This window comes from Clostridium sp. UBA7503, from assembly GCF_002477055.1.
Lineage (GTDB): Bacteria > Bacillota > Clostridia > Clostridiales > Clostridiaceae > Clostridium_J > Clostridium_J sulfidigenes.
In genome coordinates this window covers 118,297-136,268 of record NZ_DLNT01000041.1, presented here as the reverse complement: position 1 = coordinate 136,268, position 17,972 = coordinate 118,297, and the positions used below count along the sequence as shown (strand labels likewise).

General features: G+C 30.2%; 16 protein-coding genes. 11 read left to right on the top strand and 5 right to left on the bottom strand.

Annotation, left to right across the window (positions count from 1 at the left end; all coding sequences use genetic code 11):
• The first annotated feature begins 56 nt into the window (after positions 1 to 56).
• Entirely contained in the window at positions 57 to 1,361 is a 1,305-nt protein-coding gene (locus tag B3630_RS11300) for a folylpolyglutamate synthase/dihydrofolate synthase family protein (protein ID WP_346898185.1), read from the top strand.
• An 87-nt stretch (positions 1,362 to 1,448) separates the two neighbouring features.
• Positions 1,449 to 2,333 (top strand): YncE family protein, encoded by an 885-nt coding sequence (locus tag B3630_RS11295; protein ID WP_346898183.1) that lies wholly within the window; start codon positions 1,449 to 1,451, stop codon positions 2,331 to 2,333.
• 37 nt (positions 2,334 to 2,370) lie between these two features.
• Here the strand turns inward: B3630_RS11295 and B3630_RS11290 are convergent, their stop codons facing one another.
• Positions 2,371 to 2,895, bottom strand: a complete 525-nt coding sequence (locus B3630_RS11290) for a DUF4364 family protein (RefSeq protein ID WP_346898181.1) — start codon at positions 2,893 to 2,895, stop codon at positions 2,371 to 2,373.
• A 164-nt stretch (positions 2,896 to 3,059) separates the two neighbouring features.
• On the opposite strand from B3630_RS11290, the gene pdaB reads away from it, so the two are divergent.
• Positions 3,060 to 3,824 carry a polysaccharide deacetylase family sporulation protein PdaB gene (gene pdaB, locus B3630_RS11285; RefSeq protein ID WP_346898179.1) on the top strand — a complete coding sequence of 255 codons (765 nt, stop codon included), beginning with the start codon at positions 3,060 to 3,062 and terminating at the stop codon, positions 3,822 to 3,824.
• Between the two features lie 223 nt (positions 3,825 to 4,047).
• The gene (locus tag B3630_RS11280; protein ID WP_346898177.1) at positions 4,048 to 4,782 is read left to right on the top strand and encodes a single-stranded DNA-binding protein; all 735 of its coding nucleotides are present in this window, start codon (positions 4,048 to 4,050) and stop codon (positions 4,780 to 4,782) included.
• A 73-nt stretch (positions 4,783 to 4,855) separates the two neighbouring features.
• Here B3630_RS11280 and dapD read toward each other — a convergent pair whose 3' ends face one another.
• A complete protein-coding gene (dapD, locus tag B3630_RS11275) occupies positions 4,856 to 5,566 on the bottom strand; it encodes a 2,3,4,5-tetrahydropyridine-2,6-dicarboxylate N-acetyltransferase (protein WP_346898175.1) in 711 nt (236 codons plus the stop codon).
• 225 nt (positions 5,567 to 5,791) lie between these two features.
• On the opposite strand from dapD, the gene B3630_RS11270 reads away from it, so the two are divergent.
• Together B3630_RS11270 and B3630_RS11265 are read left to right on the top strand one after the other, a co-directional pair.
• Positions 5,792 to 6,331 carry a cob(I)yrinic acid a,c-diamide adenosyltransferase gene (locus B3630_RS11270; protein ID WP_346870954.1) on the top strand — a complete coding sequence of 180 codons (540 nt, stop codon included), beginning with the start codon at positions 5,792 to 5,794 and terminating at the stop codon, positions 6,329 to 6,331.
• A gap of 19 nt (positions 6,332 to 6,350) precedes the next feature.
• Complete coding sequence (locus tag B3630_RS11265) at positions 6,351 to 7,499, top strand: pyridoxal phosphate-dependent aminotransferase (protein ID WP_346898173.1); 1,149 nt, start codon at positions 6,351 to 6,353, stop codon at positions 7,497 to 7,499.
• Positions 7,500 to 7,586: 87 nt separating this feature from the next.
• On the opposite strand, the gene dapB is transcribed toward B3630_RS11265, so the two are convergent.
• From dapB to B3630_RS11250, 3 genes are read right to left on the bottom strand one after another with little or no spacing between them, the layout of a single operon-like run.
• Positions 7,587 to 8,336, bottom strand: a complete 750-nt coding sequence (gene dapB / locus B3630_RS11260; protein WP_346898171.1) for a 4-hydroxy-tetrahydrodipicolinate reductase — start codon at positions 8,334 to 8,336, stop codon at positions 7,587 to 7,589.
• A gap of 12 nt (positions 8,337 to 8,348) precedes the next feature.
• Positions 8,349 to 9,227, bottom strand: coding sequence for a 4-hydroxy-tetrahydrodipicolinate synthase (dapA, locus tag B3630_RS11255; RefSeq protein ID WP_346898169.1), 879 nt, complete (start codon positions 9,225 to 9,227; stop codon positions 8,349 to 8,351).
• Between the two features lie 25 nt (positions 9,228 to 9,252).
• Positions 9,253 to 10,254, bottom strand: coding sequence for an aspartate-semialdehyde dehydrogenase (locus B3630_RS11250; protein WP_346898167.1), 1,002 nt, complete (start codon positions 10,252 to 10,254; stop codon positions 9,253 to 9,255).
• Positions 10,255 to 11,313: 1,059 nt separating this feature from the next.
• On the opposite strand from B3630_RS11250, the gene B3630_RS11245 reads away from it, so the two are divergent.
• The 5 genes from B3630_RS11245 (at position 11,314) to B3630_RS11225 (ending at position 17,543) form a co-directional block, all read left to right on the top strand.
• The gene (locus B3630_RS11245; protein WP_346898165.1) at positions 11,314 to 12,246 is read left to right on the top strand and encodes an ABC transporter permease; all 933 of its coding nucleotides are present in this window, start codon (positions 11,314 to 11,316) and stop codon (positions 12,244 to 12,246) included.
• 11 nt (positions 12,247 to 12,257) lie between these two features.
• Positions 12,258 to 13,178: an ABC transporter permease gene (locus B3630_RS11240; RefSeq protein ID WP_346898163.1), complete on the top strand. Its 921-nt coding sequence runs from the start codon at positions 12,258 to 12,260 to the stop codon at positions 13,176 to 13,178.
• Positions 13,179 to 13,192: 14 nt separating this feature from the next.
• Positions 13,193 to 14,215, top strand: coding sequence for an ABC transporter ATP-binding protein (locus tag B3630_RS11235; RefSeq protein ID WP_346848583.1), 1,023 nt, complete (start codon positions 13,193 to 13,195; stop codon positions 14,213 to 14,215).
• Between the two features lies 1 nt (position 14,216).
• The gene (locus tag B3630_RS11230; RefSeq protein WP_346898161.1) at positions 14,217 to 15,185 is read left to right on the top strand and encodes an ABC transporter ATP-binding protein; all 969 of its coding nucleotides are present in this window, start codon (positions 14,217 to 14,219) and stop codon (positions 15,183 to 15,185) included.
• Between the two features lie 672 nt (positions 15,186 to 15,857).
• Positions 15,858 to 17,543, top strand: coding sequence for a peptide ABC transporter substrate-binding protein (locus B3630_RS11225; protein ID WP_346898159.1), 1,686 nt, complete (start codon positions 15,858 to 15,860; stop codon positions 17,541 to 17,543).
• Positions 17,544 to 17,972: the final 429 nt, after the last annotated feature.

The following is a 17,972-nucleotide window of genomic DNA, read 5'->3' as shown; positions in this document are numbered from 1 at the left end:
TATGAATATGTAATGAGGTAAAATAGGTTATGAAATTAGAATTCAGGAGGGTTATTATGAATTATACTGAAGCTATTAACTATATAAAGGATACTGCTAAGTTTGGAAGTAAACTGGGCTTGGAAAGAACAGAAAAGATACTAGAACTCCTTGGAGACCCACATAAGAAGATTAAAACTATTCATGTGGCAGGGACTAATGGTAAAGGTTCAACCACAGCTATGATTACAAAAATATTAACACATAGTGGGTACAAAGTAGGATGCTATATATCTCCTTATATTGAAGAGTTTGAAGAGCGTATTCAGATAAATAATAAGAATATTCCCAAGGAAGATTTAGCTAGGATAGTTACAGAAGTTTCAATGGCTGTTGAAGAAGTAACTACTTTAGGTTATGGTAACCCTACTGAGTTTGAGATAATAACTTGTGCGGGATTTTTATATTTTTATAAAATGAAGGCTGATTTTGTTGTTGTAGAGGTAGGACTTGGAGGAAGACTAGACTCTACTAATGTTATAGATCCAATTTTATCTATAATAGGATCCATAAGTTATGATCATATGAATATTTTAGGAAATACCTTAGAGGAAATTGCTTATGAAAAGGGTGGAATTATTAAAAAGAATACTCCAGTAGTTTTATATCAACAGGAATATAAAGTGACTAAAGTCATAGAGAACATTTGCAAAGAAAAAAATTCACCACTTATAAAAGTGAAAAGAGAAAATGCATCTTTAGTTAAAGTAGGAGAGTATAAGGAAAATACAGTGGTTCAAAATTTAAACATTATAACAGAAAGAGACAGTTATAATGTTAAATTACCTCTTTTAGGAACTTATCAGGTTCAAAATTGTAATGTTGTTATAAATGTTTGTGAAGTTTTAATAGATCTTGGAGTTAATATTACAAAGGAAAGCATAACAAATGGTTTATCCCAAGTTAAATGGCCAGGTAGATTAGAAATTATGAGAAAAAATCCTTTAGTGGTAATTGATGGTGCTCATAATATTGATGGCATAAGGAAATTAACTGAAAGTATAGAAATTTATTTTAAATATAAAAAACTAGTGTTAATAATAGGAATTCTAGCAGATAAGCAAGTAGATGAAATGATAAATATAATATGTCCTAAAGCAGAAAAAATTATAGCTGTAACTCCTCATAGTGAGAGAGCTGAGCTATGTGAAGATTTAAAGAAGAAGATTAATATTTGTAATAGAGAGTGTGAAGCTATTATGGATTATGAAGAAGCTTACATTAAAGCACTTTCCTATTGTGATGAAGATACTTTACTAGTCATATCTGGCTCTCTCTATATGGTAGGAGATATGAGGAAGATAATAAGAAATTATAATTAATTTTAAATATAATATATTTAGGGTGTAACAAATTTTTCGTAGCATAATGGAAGGTTCCTTCATAGTATAATGTGAGGAGGGATTCCAATGAGGTACTTATATATTTGTAATACAACTCAAGATAGCATTAACAAAATTGGTATAGAGAAGTTTGCATTAGAAGATGTTATAAAGTTAGAAGGAGTTAATGAAAATAAAGTAGGTCCTCATGGATTATGTATACAAGGGGATCAATTATTCACTTCAAATTGTTACGATGGTTCAGTGTCTATAGTTAATTTGAAGGATTTAAAATCCTATAGCTATTATTTAGGAAGAAACTGTAGAGATATTTGTGCATTGGGAAATCATTTATATATTATTTGCGGAGACTCAAATAATGTAGTGACTTTTGATTTGAATAAAAAAGAAATAATAGAGATTATTCCTTGTGGAGACTCTCCACATAGTATTGACTGTTGTAATCACAGTAATGAAATAGTTGTAGCCAATAATGGTGATGATACAATCACTGTATTTGATTCGTTATATGGTAGTGACATTAAAAACATAAAGGTAGGGCAAGCACCAACAAAAGCCTTATTTACCTTAAATGGGGATTATATTCTTGTTTGTGAAAGTAGTGCAGGCAGTTTGGATAAGGGGTGTGTAAGTGTTATATCAAGCAGAAATCATAAAGTAATACATAGACTATCAGTAGGAAATTGTCCTTTTGATATGTATTGCGATGAAAAGTATTGCTATGTATCTAACTATGGTGATGGAACTATATCTATTATTGATATTATAAATTTTATAAATGTAAAGAGTATAAGAATTGGTGGTATGCCTAGAGGAATAATTTGCGATGAAAGGTATATTTATGTAGGAGATAGCTATAATGATTTGATAATGAGAATTAATAAAAATGATAATCATGAAAAATTAATCATCCCATTAAAGGGCCAGCCTACAGGGATGATTATAGATTAAAATACTAAGGGCAGATTTATAATAAGCTTAATAAAAATTACTCAGTTAAAACTTTAATAATCTTAGTGTATAAGTCAGAAGGGTTAGCTTTCCATTTGGAACATAACTCCCTGGCTTGTTTATTTGATGCCACTGTTACCTTAATTTCCATGAGAGGGATATTATTTTCAGAAGCACCTAGGCTAACTATATAACTATTAGAATTTTCAATGGTGTAATCAGCTGAAATTGTAGCCTCTTTTTTTATTAGATTCATTTTCCCATCTATATAAGAATTTAATTTACTTAAACTATCCTTAGATAATCTATTTTTAAATAAAGACAGGACTTCCTTACCTTTACTTGATATTACTAATCTATCTTTATCTTTATAATTAATTTTATTTATTAGTTGAGACGAGATTAAATCATCTATATATTCTTGCAGTGTAAAATAATTTATAAAATTATTTTCAAGGACAATTTCTGTAAGTTGTATGTTTGATATAGGTAAATCAACTTTATCTATTATATGCAACAGTAGAAGCTTGTTTTCTGCTAAGTTCAAAGAATTATCAAACATAAAGTAACCTCCTTTAAACCATGTACTTTTATACATATTTATTATATTAAATTATAACACATATTTATTAAATATGAATTAAGTTTACATGCTATAGTATAGCATATAATAACTGATTATGAATATAATTTTATAGAAAGTATGTTTATAAGTAAAGGAGGAATATGTATAGATCTAATAGAATTAAAATAAAAATAACAACTTATTTAGCATTGTTAATATTAATAGTGTGTATAAGTATTATGGGACGTGTATTTTATAAGGAGACCTTTATTCCAACAGGTAGAAAGGTACCTATTTATTCAGTAGACACAAAAGAAAAGAAAATAGCTATAACCTTTGATGTTAATTGGGGTGATGATAAAACTAATGAAATTCTAGATGTTCTAGATAAATATAATGTAAAGGCCACATTTTATATTATCGGATTATGGTGTGATGATTATCCAGACAAAGTAATAGAAATTTCAAAGAGAGGACATGAAATAGGAAATCATTCTAACAAACATCCTGATTATACCAATATGACAAAGGATAGTATAATTAAGGATTTAGAAATAGCTAATGCTAAAATATTAAATTTGACTGGAGAAATGCCTAAAACATTTAGATTTCCATCAGGCTCATATAATGATATTTCAGTAGAAGCTATACAAAGTACAGGATTAAAGGCAATACAGTGGGATGTTGATAGTGTTGATTGGAAGGCTAATGGAGCAGATATAGAATATGAAAGAATAGTATCAAAGGCAAGGGAAGGCTCTATACTACTATTTCATAATGATGGAAAGTACACTACAGAAAATTTGCCGAAAATAATTGAAAAATACCAAGCTATGGGTTATGAATTTATTACAGTGTCTAACTTAATATATAGTGATAATTATTATTTAGATCATACAGGAAAACAAATACTAAATGAAAATTGACAAAATTATTGCATATTATAATTATAAAACTAAAAAATGTGAATTTTTGAAAATTAAATGTTGTAAAATTTAGACAATTATTCTATAATTAATTCACGGGGGTAATGTAAATAGAACTATAAGAAAAATATTCGATTTTTACTATAAATAGTTATATTTTTATTTTTTATGAATATAAATTATAGTAAATTTTACTAAAAAACCAAGGGAAAGAGGGGTTACCATGGATAATAATATTTTTAATAACAAAATTTACTTAGAGGGAAAAGTTATCTCAGATTTAGAGTTTAGCCACGAAATGTATGGAGAGGGATTTTACAATTTTGAATTTGAGGTTTCAAGACTTAGTGATACTTCTGACATATTAGTAATCACAGTATCTGAAAGATTAATTGCAGGAATTGATGTAAGTATTGGAAGTGAGCTTGTAATAGATGGACAGCTTAGATCCTATAACAAGTTTGTGGATGGTGCCAATAGACTTATATTAACTGTATTTGCAAGAGATATTCGCCAACTTGAAGAAAGAGGAAAAAATCCAAATCAAATTTTCTTAGATGGATATATTTGCAAGGCACCCGTTTACAGGACAACACCATTTGGCAGAGAGATAGCAGATATGTTATTAGCTGTTAATAGATTGTACAATAAATCAGATTACATTCCTACTATCGCTTGGGGAAGGAACTCTAGATTTTGTAAGAGTTTAGAAGTAGGGGATAATATTAGAATTTGGGGAAGATTACAAAGTAGGGAATATCAAAAGAAAGTTTCAGATACAGAAGTAGTTAAAAAAATTGCATATGAAGTTTCAATCTCTAAAATGGAAAGGGTTACTGATGAAAATAGAGATAATGTAACTATTATAGGAAAAGTGGACAATGATACATCTACAGATGAGAGTAACAATATACAAGAAATAAATTTAAATGATAATGAAGAGAAAGAAGTTATTTAATGAGATAAATCAAGTAAAAAGCTATCATGAAGAAGTCCTCATGATAGCTTTTTAGTTGCTATTTTATAATTTATTATTTTCTTAAATCAGCTAAGATTTCAGTTTTACTCTTAGTTTTATCATCTACATGTTTAATTATTTTAGCTGGAGAGCCGGCTACAACTACATTTTCAGGTACATCTGTTGTAACGATAGCACCAGCCGCGACTACTGAATGATTTCCTATTTTTACACCTTCTAAGATTACTGCATTAGCTCCTATAAGTACATGGTCACCAATTTCACATGGAGACTTGCTAGGCGGTTCTAAAACTCCAGCAACTACTGCTCCAGCTCCAAGGTGGACCCCTTTACCAAGCTTTCCTCTAGCACCTACAACAGCATTCATATCTACCATGGTTTCATCACCAATTTCAGCACCTATGTTAATAACAGCACCCATCATAATAACAGCATTATTTCCAATAGAAACTCTATCACGGATTACTGCACCTGGCTCAATTCTAGCATTTATACTTCTTGTATCAAGCATAGGTATAGCTGAGTTTCTTCTATCAGATTCAAGCCTATAGTTATGTATCTTTTCTTTATTTGCATCTAAAAAATTATTTATATCAGCGCTATCGCCAAATAAAACATAGAAGCTACCTTCGCCAAAACAGTCTACATTTTCAAAGTTACAATCCTTTAGATCACCTTTAACATAAGCTTTCACAGGGGTTGATTTCTTTGACTCCTTTATAAATCTAGCAATTTCATATGGATCAGTAAAATTATATTCCATACCTCTAACTCCTTTCGACAAGTAATATATATTCATTTATATATTATCCTAAAAAACTCAACAATAATTATAAATAAATAAGATATTTTTGAATATAATACTTAGTATATTTAATTTATCAATGTAGTATATCTATAGTTATATCATAAAAATCATATATAATGGAATATTTTATTTGTAAATGATATAATAAAATTAAAAAAAGTAGACCTAGGAGGTAAATATATGGGAAACTTAAACAAAGGATATATTCAAATATATACTGGAAACGGAAAAGGAAAAACTACAGCAGCAGTTGGACTTGCAACTAGAGCTGCTGGAAATAAATATAGAGTATGTATGGTTCAGTTTTTAAAAAGTGATGCAACAGGAGAATTAGAGTCAGCTAAACTTATGGCTCCATATTTTACTATTCATAGATTTGAAAGACCTAGAGGATTTTTCTGGACATTAAATGATCAAGAAAAGTTAGAGCTAAAAGAGGATATCCAAGAAGCGTATAAGTTCTGTATAAAACAGTTGGAAGAAGGAAATTGTGATATATTGATAATGGATGAGATAATGGGAACTTTATCTAATGAATTAATTACAGAAGAACAATTAATAGAACTGATAGATAAAAAACCAGATGATGTAGAACTTATAATGACAGGTAGAAATGTTCCAGAATCAATAATGCAAAGAGCTAACTTAGTTACTGAAATGAAGGATCTTAAACACTACTTTAATGAAGGGGTTCCAGCAAGAAGAGGAATAGAATTTTAAGGAATATAAGGTATAAATTATGAGGTTGTCAAGTAATATAGACAATATAGAAATATCAGGAATAAGGAAATTTTATAATAAGGTTGCTAAGATAGAAGGAGCTATATCACTAACTCTAGGTGAGCCAGATTTTAAAATACCTGTGGAAATAAAAGAGGCTATGAAAAATTCCCTTGATGAAGATAGAACTACTTATACACCTAATGCTGGGATAGAAGAGTTAAGAGAAGAAATTTCTAAATATCTAAAATCTTTGAATATAAATTTCTCTAAGAAAGAAATATGTGTAACTGTAGGGGGAAGTGAAGGATTATTATCTACTTTTACTGGAATATTAAATCCTGGAGATAAAGTTCTAATACCTTCCATTGCATATCCTGCCTATGAAAATTGTGTTAAGATTCTTGGTGGAGAGGTTATAAATTATAATATTAAGGAAGATTTATCTGTAGATATGGAGCAATTGGAGAGCGTCATAGAGAAAGAATGTCCTAAGGTAATGGTAGTATCTTATCCATCAAATCCTACAGGACAACTTTTGACCAAGGATCAATGCGATAGATTATTTAACATATTAAAAGATAAAGATGTATTAATTGTAAGTGATGAAATTTATAGCTCTATTGTATTTGGAGAATTTAACTCTATATCACAGTATGGAAAGTTAAAAGATAAACTTATACTTATAGGTGGATTTTCAAAAATGTTTTCCATGACAGGGATTAGAATAGGATATGTATGTGCTGCGGAATGGATATTAAATAGCATAATAAAGGTTCATCAATACAATGTGTCATGTGCACCGTCTATTGGTCAATATGGAGCTTTAGAAGGACTTAGGAAGTCTATGTACCATATAGAACATATAAAATCAGATTTAAAGATAAGAAGGGATTATGTCTATGATAGACTAGTTTCTATGGGACTTGAAGTTATAAGACCAGAGGGAGCATTTTATATATTTCCGTGTATAAAATCCTTTGGATTTAGTAGTGAAGATTTTTGTGATAAGCTACTTGAGGATACTGAGGTAGCTGTAGTGCCAGGAACTGCATTTGGAAAAGGTGGAGAAGGTTATGTTAGAATTTCTTATTGCTACAGCATGGAAGATTTAAAATTATCTTTAGATTTAATGGAACAGTGGTTAAATCAGATAAAGCTTAACTAAGGGGAAATATAAAAGATAAATATTAAATAAAAGTGTTATGAAAATATATATTTCATAACACTTTTTATTTGAACTAAATTTGATTTACTATTTAACTACATCGTCCATAGAATATATGCCTTTTGGCTTGTCATGAACATATTCACAAGCCTTTAAAGCACCTACAGCGAATACTTCTCTTGAAATAGCTGAGTGTTTAATTTCAATTACTTCACCCATACCAGCAAATATAACTTCATGGTCACCTATAATATTTCCACCACGAATTGCATGAATTCCGATTTCCTTGTGTTCTCTTTTAGACATTCCTTGTCTACCATAGTTGAAGGTTGTTTCTTCTTCTATAGAGTCCTTTATAGTATTTGCAAGAAGTAGTGCAGTACCACTTGGAGCATCTACCTTTTGATTGTGATGTTTTTCTATTATCTCAATATCAAAATCTGCATATAGTTTATTGCTAATAGACTTTAATAAATTATTTATTATATTAATTCCTATAGACATATTAGCAGAATAGAATACAGGAATTAAATTTTGTAGATTCTTAATATGAACTATTTGTTCTTTCGTATAGCCAGTAGTGCAAAATACTACTGGTAATGAGTGAGCTAATGCATATTTTGATATAGAGTCTAAACTGGAAGGTCGTGAGAAGTCTAGAATTACATCTACTTCTTCTGTTACTTTATCTATGGAATCATAAATAGAGTAATTAAAATTAGATTCTGTATTCATATCTACTCCAGCTTGAATATTTAATGTTTCAGAAGTAGAAGCTACCTTTGAAATCATATGACCCATTTTTCCGTTACATCCAACTAATAAAATCTTTACCATGTATAGTCTCCTTTATAATAAGTGGTAGTTTTTTAGAGCTTCTTTCAAAGTCTCTAAATTATTATCATCCATATCAACTAATGGAAGTCTTAAGTTTCCAACATTTCTGCCCATAAGATTTAAGGCAGTTTTTATAGGAATAGGGTTTGTTTCACAGAAACATGCATTAGTTAAAGGGATAGTTTTTAAAAACAAATCTTGAGCTGCTTTTATTTCTCCATTAAAGAATAATTCACATATATTATGAACATCTTTAGGTACAATATTTGCAATAACTGATATTATTCCAAGTCCTCCTATAGCAAGAGTTGGTAAAATTTCATTATCGTTTCCAGAGTATATATCTAATTTATCTCCACAAAGATATTTTATTTCTGCAATTTGGCTTATATTTCCACTAGCTTCCTTTACAGCAACAATATTATCTAGCTGACAAAGTTCATGGAGAGTCTTTGGTGAAATATTCATGCCAGTTCTAGATGGTACATTATATACTACTATAGGAGTATTAACAGCTTCAGCAATAGTTTTAAAATGAGCAATTAAACCTTTTGCTGAAGTCTTATTATAGTAAGGGTTAATTACTAAAAGTCCATCTACACCAACAGACTCAGCGTAGATGCTCATTTTAACAGAAGCCATAGTGTTATTACTACCAGTACCGGCTATAACAGGGATTCTTTTATTAACTGTATCTACAGTGAATTTTATAGTTTCTTTTCTCTCAGCTTCTGTCATAGTAGATGCTTCTCCAGTTGTACCACATACTATGATAGCATCAGTTCCATTTTCAATATGCCATTCTAATAATTCTTTTAATTTAGGAAAGTCTACACCGTCTTTGCTAAATGGAGTTACAATTGCAACACCAGAACCTTTAAAAATACTCATATATACACCTCTTAAATCATTATATTTATTTTATTAAATTTTCCTTTATAAAAACTTCTGCAATTTGTACTGCATTAAGGGCAGCACCTTTTCTAATATTATCAGCTACAACCCATAGGTTAACACCATTATCAACACTAAAATCACGCCTGATTCTTCCAATATAAACGTCATCCTGACCTTCTATATCTACAGGCATAGGATAAATGTTATTTCTTATATCATCCATTACAGTAATTCCAGGTAGAGCTTTAAATAAGTTGAAAATATCATCCAATTCAAAAGTGTTTTCCAATTCTACGTTAATACTTTCGCTATGACCATGGAATACAGGTACCCTTACTGTGGTAGCAGTAACCTTGATTTGATCATTATGAAGAATTTTATGAGTTTCATTTATCATCTTCATTTCTTCCTTTGTATAACCATTATCTAAGAATACATCAATTTGAGGTATTACATTATAGGCTATAGGATATTGAAATTTCTTAGGAGGAACATTAGATACTCCATCCTTTAGATCATTAAACCCTTGAACTCCAGCACCGGAAACAGCTTGATAAGTTGAGTATACAACTCTTTTTATTCCATATTTAATATCAAGAGGTTTAAGAGCAACCATTGCTTGAATAGTAGAACAGTTAGGATTAGCAATAATACCATTATGCCATCTAATATCTTCACCATTAACCTCAGGAACTACTAGAGGAACTTTAGGATCCATTCTCCAGGCACTACTATTATCTATAACTAAGGTATTGTGTTCTGCGAATATAGGAGCAAATTCTAAACTGACATCTCCACCAGCTGAAAAAAGAGCTAAATCAATTTTTTTACTAATTATATTTTCTTTCTTAAGTTCTTCTACCAATATATCTTTTCCATTAAAGTGTATAGAAGTTCCAGCAGACCTGGAAGATGAAAAAAGATATAAATTTTCTATGGGAAAATTTCTTTCAGCTAAAATATTTATGAATTGTCTTCCCACCATTCCGGTAGCACCGACTATAGCAACATTGTATTTCAAAAATACCACCTCACTTAACTTATATTTATAATACATTATATAACTTAAGTAGATAAAGTTATATAACTTTATTAAATTTATATATAAAATTTTTATTATAGCAGAGATATATACCAAAGATGTCAATGGAAGTAAAAGCATAATACAATGTATGTAGATATTATTAAATCCAGATTGTTAAGGTCAGGATAAAAGTAAGGAAGTGTTAGGTCAATTTAAAGAGTAGATAATAAGATTTTAGATATAAATGAATCATATTAAAAATTTGTAAGATAATATTTTAAATAAAAAGATACATATGTTTAAATATGTAAAAATATGAAGGTGTATAGAAGATTAAATAATATGAATTTAATATATTATCTAATATTTTGTTGCAATTTGTAATCTTAAGAACAAATTATGTATTAAAATAGTTTGACAACTTACAGAACCCTGTGTTAATATTATAAAAAATGAATTTATTATTATTTTTATTTTCATACTTTTAACAATTATAACTACTAAAATACATAACCACATATTAACTATGAAATATGTATGAATGATTAAAATACTGAGGAATAATTTCTTAGTGTTGCTTTTGAAAAGGAAGTGGCTTTGATATTGTGGCAATTGTCAAAATATTTGAAAGGAACTAACTATTTAAATAAATCGTTTTTACTGGTTTCATAATAGCATCTTAAATGTGTTTTAGTAATGTTAAAGGAATGAAGCCTTACTAGATTTTATTAATAGTGTGGGAGGTGTTAGTAAGGGAAAATAATGCATTGCATTTTAAATGTTGATATGAGACAAAAAAGAATAAAAAGTGCTAAAGTTTTTATAATATCATAATACATAATGTTACAAATTATAAAACAACGACTTTGTATACGATATCATTAGTAAGCTTAAGGGTGTCTTAAATATTTACATTTCATTTATAGAAGTCTATAGGTGAGATGTAATTTCTAATAATGTCTCATTGTGCTTAAGGTAGAAAAAGGTTAATGTTGGGGGAAATGCAGTAGATGGGGATTTTATTGCATATTTTTACTTAAAAATGGAGGGATGACGATGTTTAAATTTACTCTAAAAAGATTTGGATATATGTTATTGACATTATTCATTGCATCATCAATAACATTTATGCTTATCCATGCTATGCCTGGAGATCCGCTTGCGGTTGCAGCAAGAAAGCTTCCAGAGCAAATAAAAGCTAACTACTATGCTAAATATGGATTAGATAAGCCACTTTTGACTCAATACGGATTATTTGTTAAGAATGCTGTCAAAGGAGATTTAGGACAATCTCTAGCATCTCCAGGAAGAGATATTACAGAGACTATTATGAGACATGCACCTATTTCAGCACGAATTGGAGGACAAGGTCTTATACTGGGAGTTACAATAGGTATCTTATTAGGTATTGTAGCAGCATTTAAAAGAGGAAAATGGCCAGATTATTTAGTAATGTTCATAGCTATAGTTGGTATATCTGTACCAAGTTTTGTTGTAGCATCACTACTACAATTCTTCTTCACAGTTAAATTAAGATGGTTGCCAACAACGGGGTGGGGCGAGTTTAAGCATACTATATTACCTACCATAGCATTAAGTTTAGCTCCTATAGCTACTTATGCAAGATATATGAGAGCTAACTGTTTGGATGTTATTGGACAAGATTATATAATAACAGCTAAGGCTAAAGGGGTTTCTAATGTTAGTTTAGTATTTAAGCATGTTATAAGAAATGCTATTTTACCAGCTATTACCCTTCTAGGACCACAAGTTGCTGGTATATTTACAGGTTCCTTCGTAGTTGAAAGTATATTTTCAATACCGGGACTTGGACAATATTTCGTATCAGCAATTACAGATAGAGATTATACTATGATAATGGGACAATCGATATTTGTATCAGCATTATTTATAGTTGCATTATTCTTAGTAGATATAATCTATGGATTAGTTGACCCAAGAATAAGAGTATCAAGCGGAAAGCGTTAGGAGGGATAAGTATGGCAGAATTTTCAAAAGAAAAATTTCAAATTATAGGTTGTGATAACCTAGATTCAGAGGGAATACTTAGACCTAGTATGACCTACTGGCAAGATGCGTGGAGAAGACTTAAAAAGAATAAAGTTGCGATGCTTTCGTTGGTGTTATTAGGATTACTTACATTGATGACAATAATAGGACCTATGATAAGTAATTTTGAATATCAAGCTACAAATAATGATATGATAAATATAAAACCAAACGCAACATATTGGTTTGGAACAGATAGTTTAGGTAGAGATTTGTTTACAAGAGTTTGGATAGGTGGTAGAATATCTATCGCTATAGGGTTAATTGGAGCTGTTATCGACACTGTTGTAGGAACAATTTATGGTGGTATATCTGGATATCTTGGTGGAATTGCTGATGATATCATGATGAGAATACTAGAAATTTTAGTTAGTATTCCATACCTAGTATTGGTTATACTTATCAGAGTTATTATGGATGGGGGTAGCATGATGCCACTTATTATAGCTATGACCATCACAGGATGGTGCTATATGGCTAGACTTGTAAGGGGTCAACTTTTGCAAATTAAAGAACAAGAATATGTACTTGCTGCAAAAGCACTAGGAGCAAATGCTTCAAGAGTAATAGCAAAACACTTAGTGCCAAATACTTTAGGCGTTATGATTGTTGCTATAACATTCGATATACCATCATTTATATTTGCAGAAGCTTTCTTAAGTTTCTTAGGAATAGGTGTTCAATCACCAATGACAAGTTGGGGAGCTCTTGCTGCAGCAGGACAACAGACCATAATGTTCTACGCTTATCAATTAATTTTCCCTGCCTTAGCGATTTCGTTAACAATGTTATCTTTTAATTTATTAGGTGATGGTTTAAGAGACGCACTAGATCCTAAATTACGTCAATAAGGGGGGAATGGCAAATGGAAAGAATTTTAGATATAGAAAATTTACAAGTTTCATTTCATACCTATGCAGGTGAAGTAAAAGCAGTAAGAGGTGTAGATTTTCATCTTGATAAGGGTGAAACTTTAGCTATAGTTGGAGAATCAGGTTGTGGAAAAACAGTTACATCAAAAGCTATAATGAGACTGTTACCGGAACCAATGCCAGCAGAAATTAAAAAAGATTCTAAAATCATTTTTGAGGGTAAAAATATTTTAGACATGAACGAGAAAGAATTAAGAAAATTAAGAGGATCAGATATATCTATGATATTCCAAGATCCTATGACTTCATTAAATCCTACAATGACAGTTGGTAAGCAAATTGCTGAGAGTTTAATAATTCATAGAGGTATGAATAAAGCTGAAGCTATGAAAGAAGCAATAAAAATGCTTGATCTTGTTAATATACCAAATGCTGATAAGAGAGCTCATCAATATCCGCATGAATTCTCAGGTGGTATGAGACAAAGAGCTATGATAGCTATAGCTCTTGCATGTAATCCTAAGATACTTATTGCGGACGAGCCAACCACTGCTCTAGATGTTACAATACAAGCTCAAATAATGGATCTTATAGGAGATCTTCAAAAGAAACTAGGAACTGCAGTTATACTTATTACTCACGATCTTGGAGTAGTAGCAGATACTGCGGATAGAATTCAAGTAATGTATGCGGGACAAGTTATCGAAAGAGGTACTGTAGAAGAAATATTTGCAAATCCACAACACCCTTATACATGGGCATTACTTCAATCAGTGCCAAGACTTGAGACAAAAAATAAGGATACGCTTTACGCTTTAAATGGTACTCCGCCAGACTTAGTTAAACCACCAGTTGGATGTCCCTTTGCTGCAAGATGTGAATATTGTATGCAAATATGTTTAGAGGAAATGCCAGAAGTAACTAATGTAGAGAACGATCACCAAGTGTTGTGTTGGTTAAAGCACCCAATGGCACCTAAGGTTGAAGTTCCAGAAGCGTTAAGAAGAGGTGAATAAGATGGCTGAATCAAATAAAAAAGAAGTTTTAATTGAAGTAAAGAATCTTAAAAAATATTTCGAAGTTGGTAGGAATGCAACACTTAAGGCAGTAGATGACGTTAGCTTTAACATATTTAAAGGTGAAACATTAGGTCTTGTTGGAGAATCAGGTTGTGGTAAAACAACTTGTGGAAGAACTGTAATGGGACTTTATGGAGCTACAGGTGGTGAAATATTATTTGATGGAGATGATATTAGTAAATACGATAAAAAACAGAAAAAAGAATTTACTAGAAGAGCTCAAATAATATTCCAAGATCCTTATGCATCGCTAAACCCAAGGATGACTGTTGGAGATATTATTGGGGAAGGAATAGATATTCATAATCTTCACAAAGGTAATGAAAGACAAGCTAGAATTTATGAATTACTACAATTAGTAGGACTAAATAAAGAGCACGCATCTAGATTCCCTCATGAGTTTTCAGGTGGACAAAGACAGAGAATAGGAATAGCGAGAGCTCTTGCTATAGAACCGGACTTCATAGTTTGTGATGAGCCTATATCTGCTCTAGATGTATCTATTCAAGCGCAGGTTGTTAACTTGTTGATAAAATTGCAAAATGAGTTAGGATTAACATATTTATTTATAGCCCATGATCTATCAATGGTTAAACATATATCTGATAGAGTTGGAGTTATGTATTTAGGAACTATGGTTGAACTTACTAGTAGTAAGGATTTATATGATAAGCCATTACATCCATATACTCAAGCGTTATTATCAGCGATTCCAATTCCTGATCCTGATGCAACTAAGAAAAAAGCAAGAATACCTTTAGAGGGAGAAGTGCCAAGCCCAATAAATCCTAAACCTGGTTGTAGATTTGCACCTAGATGTAGATATGCAAAACCTATATGTAGTGAAAAAACTCCTGAGTTTAGAGAAATTGAGCCAAATCACTTTGCTGCATGTCATATATTATAATTTAAATAGAAAAATAAGAGTGCTAAAGCGCTCTTATTTTTTTATTTAAAAACTTAGTAAAATCATGTTTTTAATAACTGTATTTCCCAACAAAGATTTTTATCCAATGACTATCGGCTTTATTCAATTATTGAATTTTATTACCAGGTATATAAATTTCTATATCTTTTAATAATAATATAAAAGGAGGTGATATATGATTGTTTAGTGATAAAGAGTATATTAAATTTAATTGAGTATTATTTAAAGAAAATACAGAAAAAAGAATATTGCCCAAAAATATAATTCATATATCTTCTTTTAATGATTGAATCATGAAAAAAACTACAAATTACGACAAATAAAAATATAAAACCTTAAAGATAAGACGTATCAATGATAATAGAATGAATAGGAATTCTTGAATTTATAATATTTTGTTGAAATATAGGGAATTTTATATAAAAAATAAAGGCAATAATTCATATAATTGAATAAAATTAAAATTACAATGTCTTAAGTGGAAGCAGTGAGCGTTGACATTGTCGTAAAAAGAGTGTACTATAAATATAAATAAAAGTTATGAGGAAATGTGTAGAAATATGCACAATGAATAACGCAAAGATGAGCAGAGTTTAGAAAGAAAATTTTTAATTTTTGAACTAAACCAAATTATTTTAAGGGGGATTACTTATGAAGAGTAAAAAAATACTAGCATCATTATTAGCATTATCTATGATAACATCAGTGATATTAGTTGGGTGTGGTAAAGGTGAAGAAAAGGGTGCAGGAACTGCTACCAATGGGGAAGCGGATGCTGAACAATATTTAAATATGCTTTTACAATCTGAACCAAAAACAATTGACCAATCTAAATCAAGTGATTCGTATTCTTCACAAATTCTTGCAAACTGTCAGGAATCTTTAACAAGAATTGTGCAAGATGAAAATGGTAAAGATAAAATTGAAAAGGGTATAGCTGAAAGTTGGGAAACTTCAGATGATAAATTAACTTGGACATTTAAATTAAGAGATGCCAAATGGAGTGATGGTAAACCGGTTACTGCAGAACAGTTTGTATATGGTATTACTAGAACTCTAGATCAAAATACTGCATCACCATATGCTTTCCTATTATATCCTATAGCTAACGCTGTAGAATTCAACTCTGGTAAAGCTAAGGCAGAAGATTTAGGTGTTAAAGCTATAGATGAAAAAACTGTTGAGTTTACACTAGCGTCACCATGTGCATACTTCCTTGATTTAACATACTTTAAAGTAATGCAACCACAAAGAGAAGATATAGTAAAAGAACACGGTGATAAATATGGTTCAGAAGCTAATAGTATGGTATATTGTGGACCGTTTATGATATCTGAATGGGTACATAATAATAAAGTAGAATTTGTTAAGAATCCTGAATATTGGGATGCTGAAAATGTAAAACTTGATAAAGTTACAATGAAAATAATAAAAGAAGAGTCTGCAAGAATGAATGAGTTGCTTAATGGTTCATTGGATATGGCTACAGTAGTTAAACCAGAATGGATAGAAAAATTTGATTCTACTGGTGAATATGAATCCAAAAAAGGATATGATGGTTCAACTACATATACTTTCTTTAACCTTAAAGATAAATTATTCAGTAATGCTAAGGTAAGAAAAGCATTTATAGTAGCAGAAGATAGAGAAAATAAAATCAAGACTTTAAGAAAAGGTCTTGGCGAACCTGCTCTAGGATTTGTACCAAAGTCTGTACAAATAGGTGGAGAAGAATATAGAACAAAAGTAAATGAATTACCAGTTCAAAAATTAATGGATGAAAACACAGATCCAAAAGCATTATTAATAGAAGGTATGAAGGAACTAGGGCTTGGAGAAGATCCATCTAAAATAACTATTAGTTACTTACAATCAGGTACTGATGCAGTAGCTAAAGAGTACGCTGAATTCCAACAACAAGTTTATACAAAAAAACTTGGAATTAATGTTAAAGTTGATTTTGTTGAGTGGGCACAATTCCAAGAAAGAACTGATAATTTTGATTATCAAGTTGCAGGTATGGCATGGACTGGAGACTATAATGACCCTAACACATATTTAGATTTATGGACATCAACAGCTGGAGTTGTACCAACAGGCTGGTCAAATCCTAAGTATGATGAACTTATAACTAAAGCAGGAAAAAGTGATGATCCGAATGAAAGAGCTGAACTTTTCAAAGAAGCTGAAAGAATACTATTATATGAAGATGGTGTTGTAAGTCCTGAAGCTTGGAGATTCAAAAATACTTTTGTAAGAAAGTATGTTAAAAACTACACTGCTCCGTTATTCGGAACAATTGACTTAAAATATACTTATACTACTGGAAGAAAGTAATTTTATATTAAAATGAGAGAAAGTGAAGCAAATAATGAATGCTTCACTTTTTTATATGTTTTGATGTTTTTGCCTATAAAAGTGGGTTTTATAAGGGGATTCTAATTTAATGTATTAAAAAAAATAGGGGAAAGAAGATAATATTATCTAAAATACTATAATGTATATAGTATATATGGGGATTAAATGAAAAAATTCGTATTACAAATTTCGAATTTAGATGCAACTAAAACTCGATTAACAAAGAAAAAAGCAGAAAAAAGAAAAATAAACAGACGAAAAAAGGTAAAATAAATTAAAAAATAAATTTTAATTTAAAAAATATTAATATTATTAATCAAAATTAGAGATTGTATTAACATTTCGTAAGATATTTGTATTTATATAATACAATAAGTCGAATTGAGGTAATCTTATAAATATTCAGAT

What these genes read in the sequence shown, in the direction of transcription:
- B3630_RS11230 (WP_346898161.1), top strand. Translation starts at nt 14,217, where the DNA reads ATGGCTGAATCAAATAAAAAAGAAGTTTTAATTGAAGTAAAGAATCTT.
- pdaB (WP_346898179.1), top strand. Translation starts at nt 3,060, where the DNA reads ATGTATAGATCTAATAGAATTAAAATAAAAATAACAACTTATTTAGCA.
- B3630_RS11225 (WP_346898159.1), top strand. Translation starts at nt 15,858, where the DNA reads ATGAAGAGTAAAAAAATACTAGCATCATTATTAGCATTATCTATGATA.
- B3630_RS11265 (WP_346898173.1), top strand. Translation starts at nt 6,351, where the DNA reads ATGAGGTTGTCAAGTAATATAGACAATATAGAAATATCAGGAATAAGG.
- B3630_RS11270 (WP_346870954.1), top strand. Translation starts at nt 5,792, where the DNA reads ATGGGAAACTTAAACAAAGGATATATTCAAATATATACTGGAAACGGA.
- B3630_RS11295 (WP_346898183.1), top strand. Translation starts at nt 1,449, where the DNA reads ATGAGGTACTTATATATTTGTAATACAACTCAAGATAGCATTAACAAA.
- dapB (WP_346898171.1), bottom strand. Translation starts at nt 8,336, where the DNA reads ATGGTAAAGATTTTATTAGTTGGATGTAACGGAAAAATGGGTCATATG.
- B3630_RS11240 (WP_346898163.1), top strand. Translation starts at nt 12,258, where the DNA reads ATGGCAGAATTTTCAAAAGAAAAATTTCAAATTATAGGTTGTGATAAC.
- B3630_RS11245 (WP_346898165.1), top strand. Translation starts at nt 11,314, where the DNA reads ATGTTTAAATTTACTCTAAAAAGATTTGGATATATGTTATTGACATTA.
- B3630_RS11300 (WP_346898185.1), top strand. Translation starts at nt 57, where the DNA reads ATGAATTATACTGAAGCTATTAACTATATAAAGGATACTGCTAAGTTT.
- B3630_RS11280 (WP_346898177.1), top strand. Translation starts at nt 4,048, where the DNA reads ATGGATAATAATATTTTTAATAACAAAATTTACTTAGAGGGAAAAGTT.
- B3630_RS11235 (WP_346848583.1), top strand. Translation starts at nt 13,193, where the DNA reads ATGGAAAGAATTTTAGATATAGAAAATTTACAAGTTTCATTTCATACC.
- B3630_RS11290 (WP_346898181.1), bottom strand. Translation starts at nt 2,895, where the DNA reads ATGTTTGATAATTCTTTGAACTTAGCAGAAAACAAGCTTCTACTGTTG.
- dapD (WP_346898175.1), bottom strand. Translation starts at nt 5,566, where the DNA reads ATGGAATATAATTTTACTGATCCATATGAAATTGCTAGATTTATAAAG.
- dapA (WP_346898169.1), bottom strand. Translation starts at nt 9,227, where the DNA reads ATGAGTATTTTTAAAGGTTCTGGTGTTGCAATTGTAACTCCATTTAGC.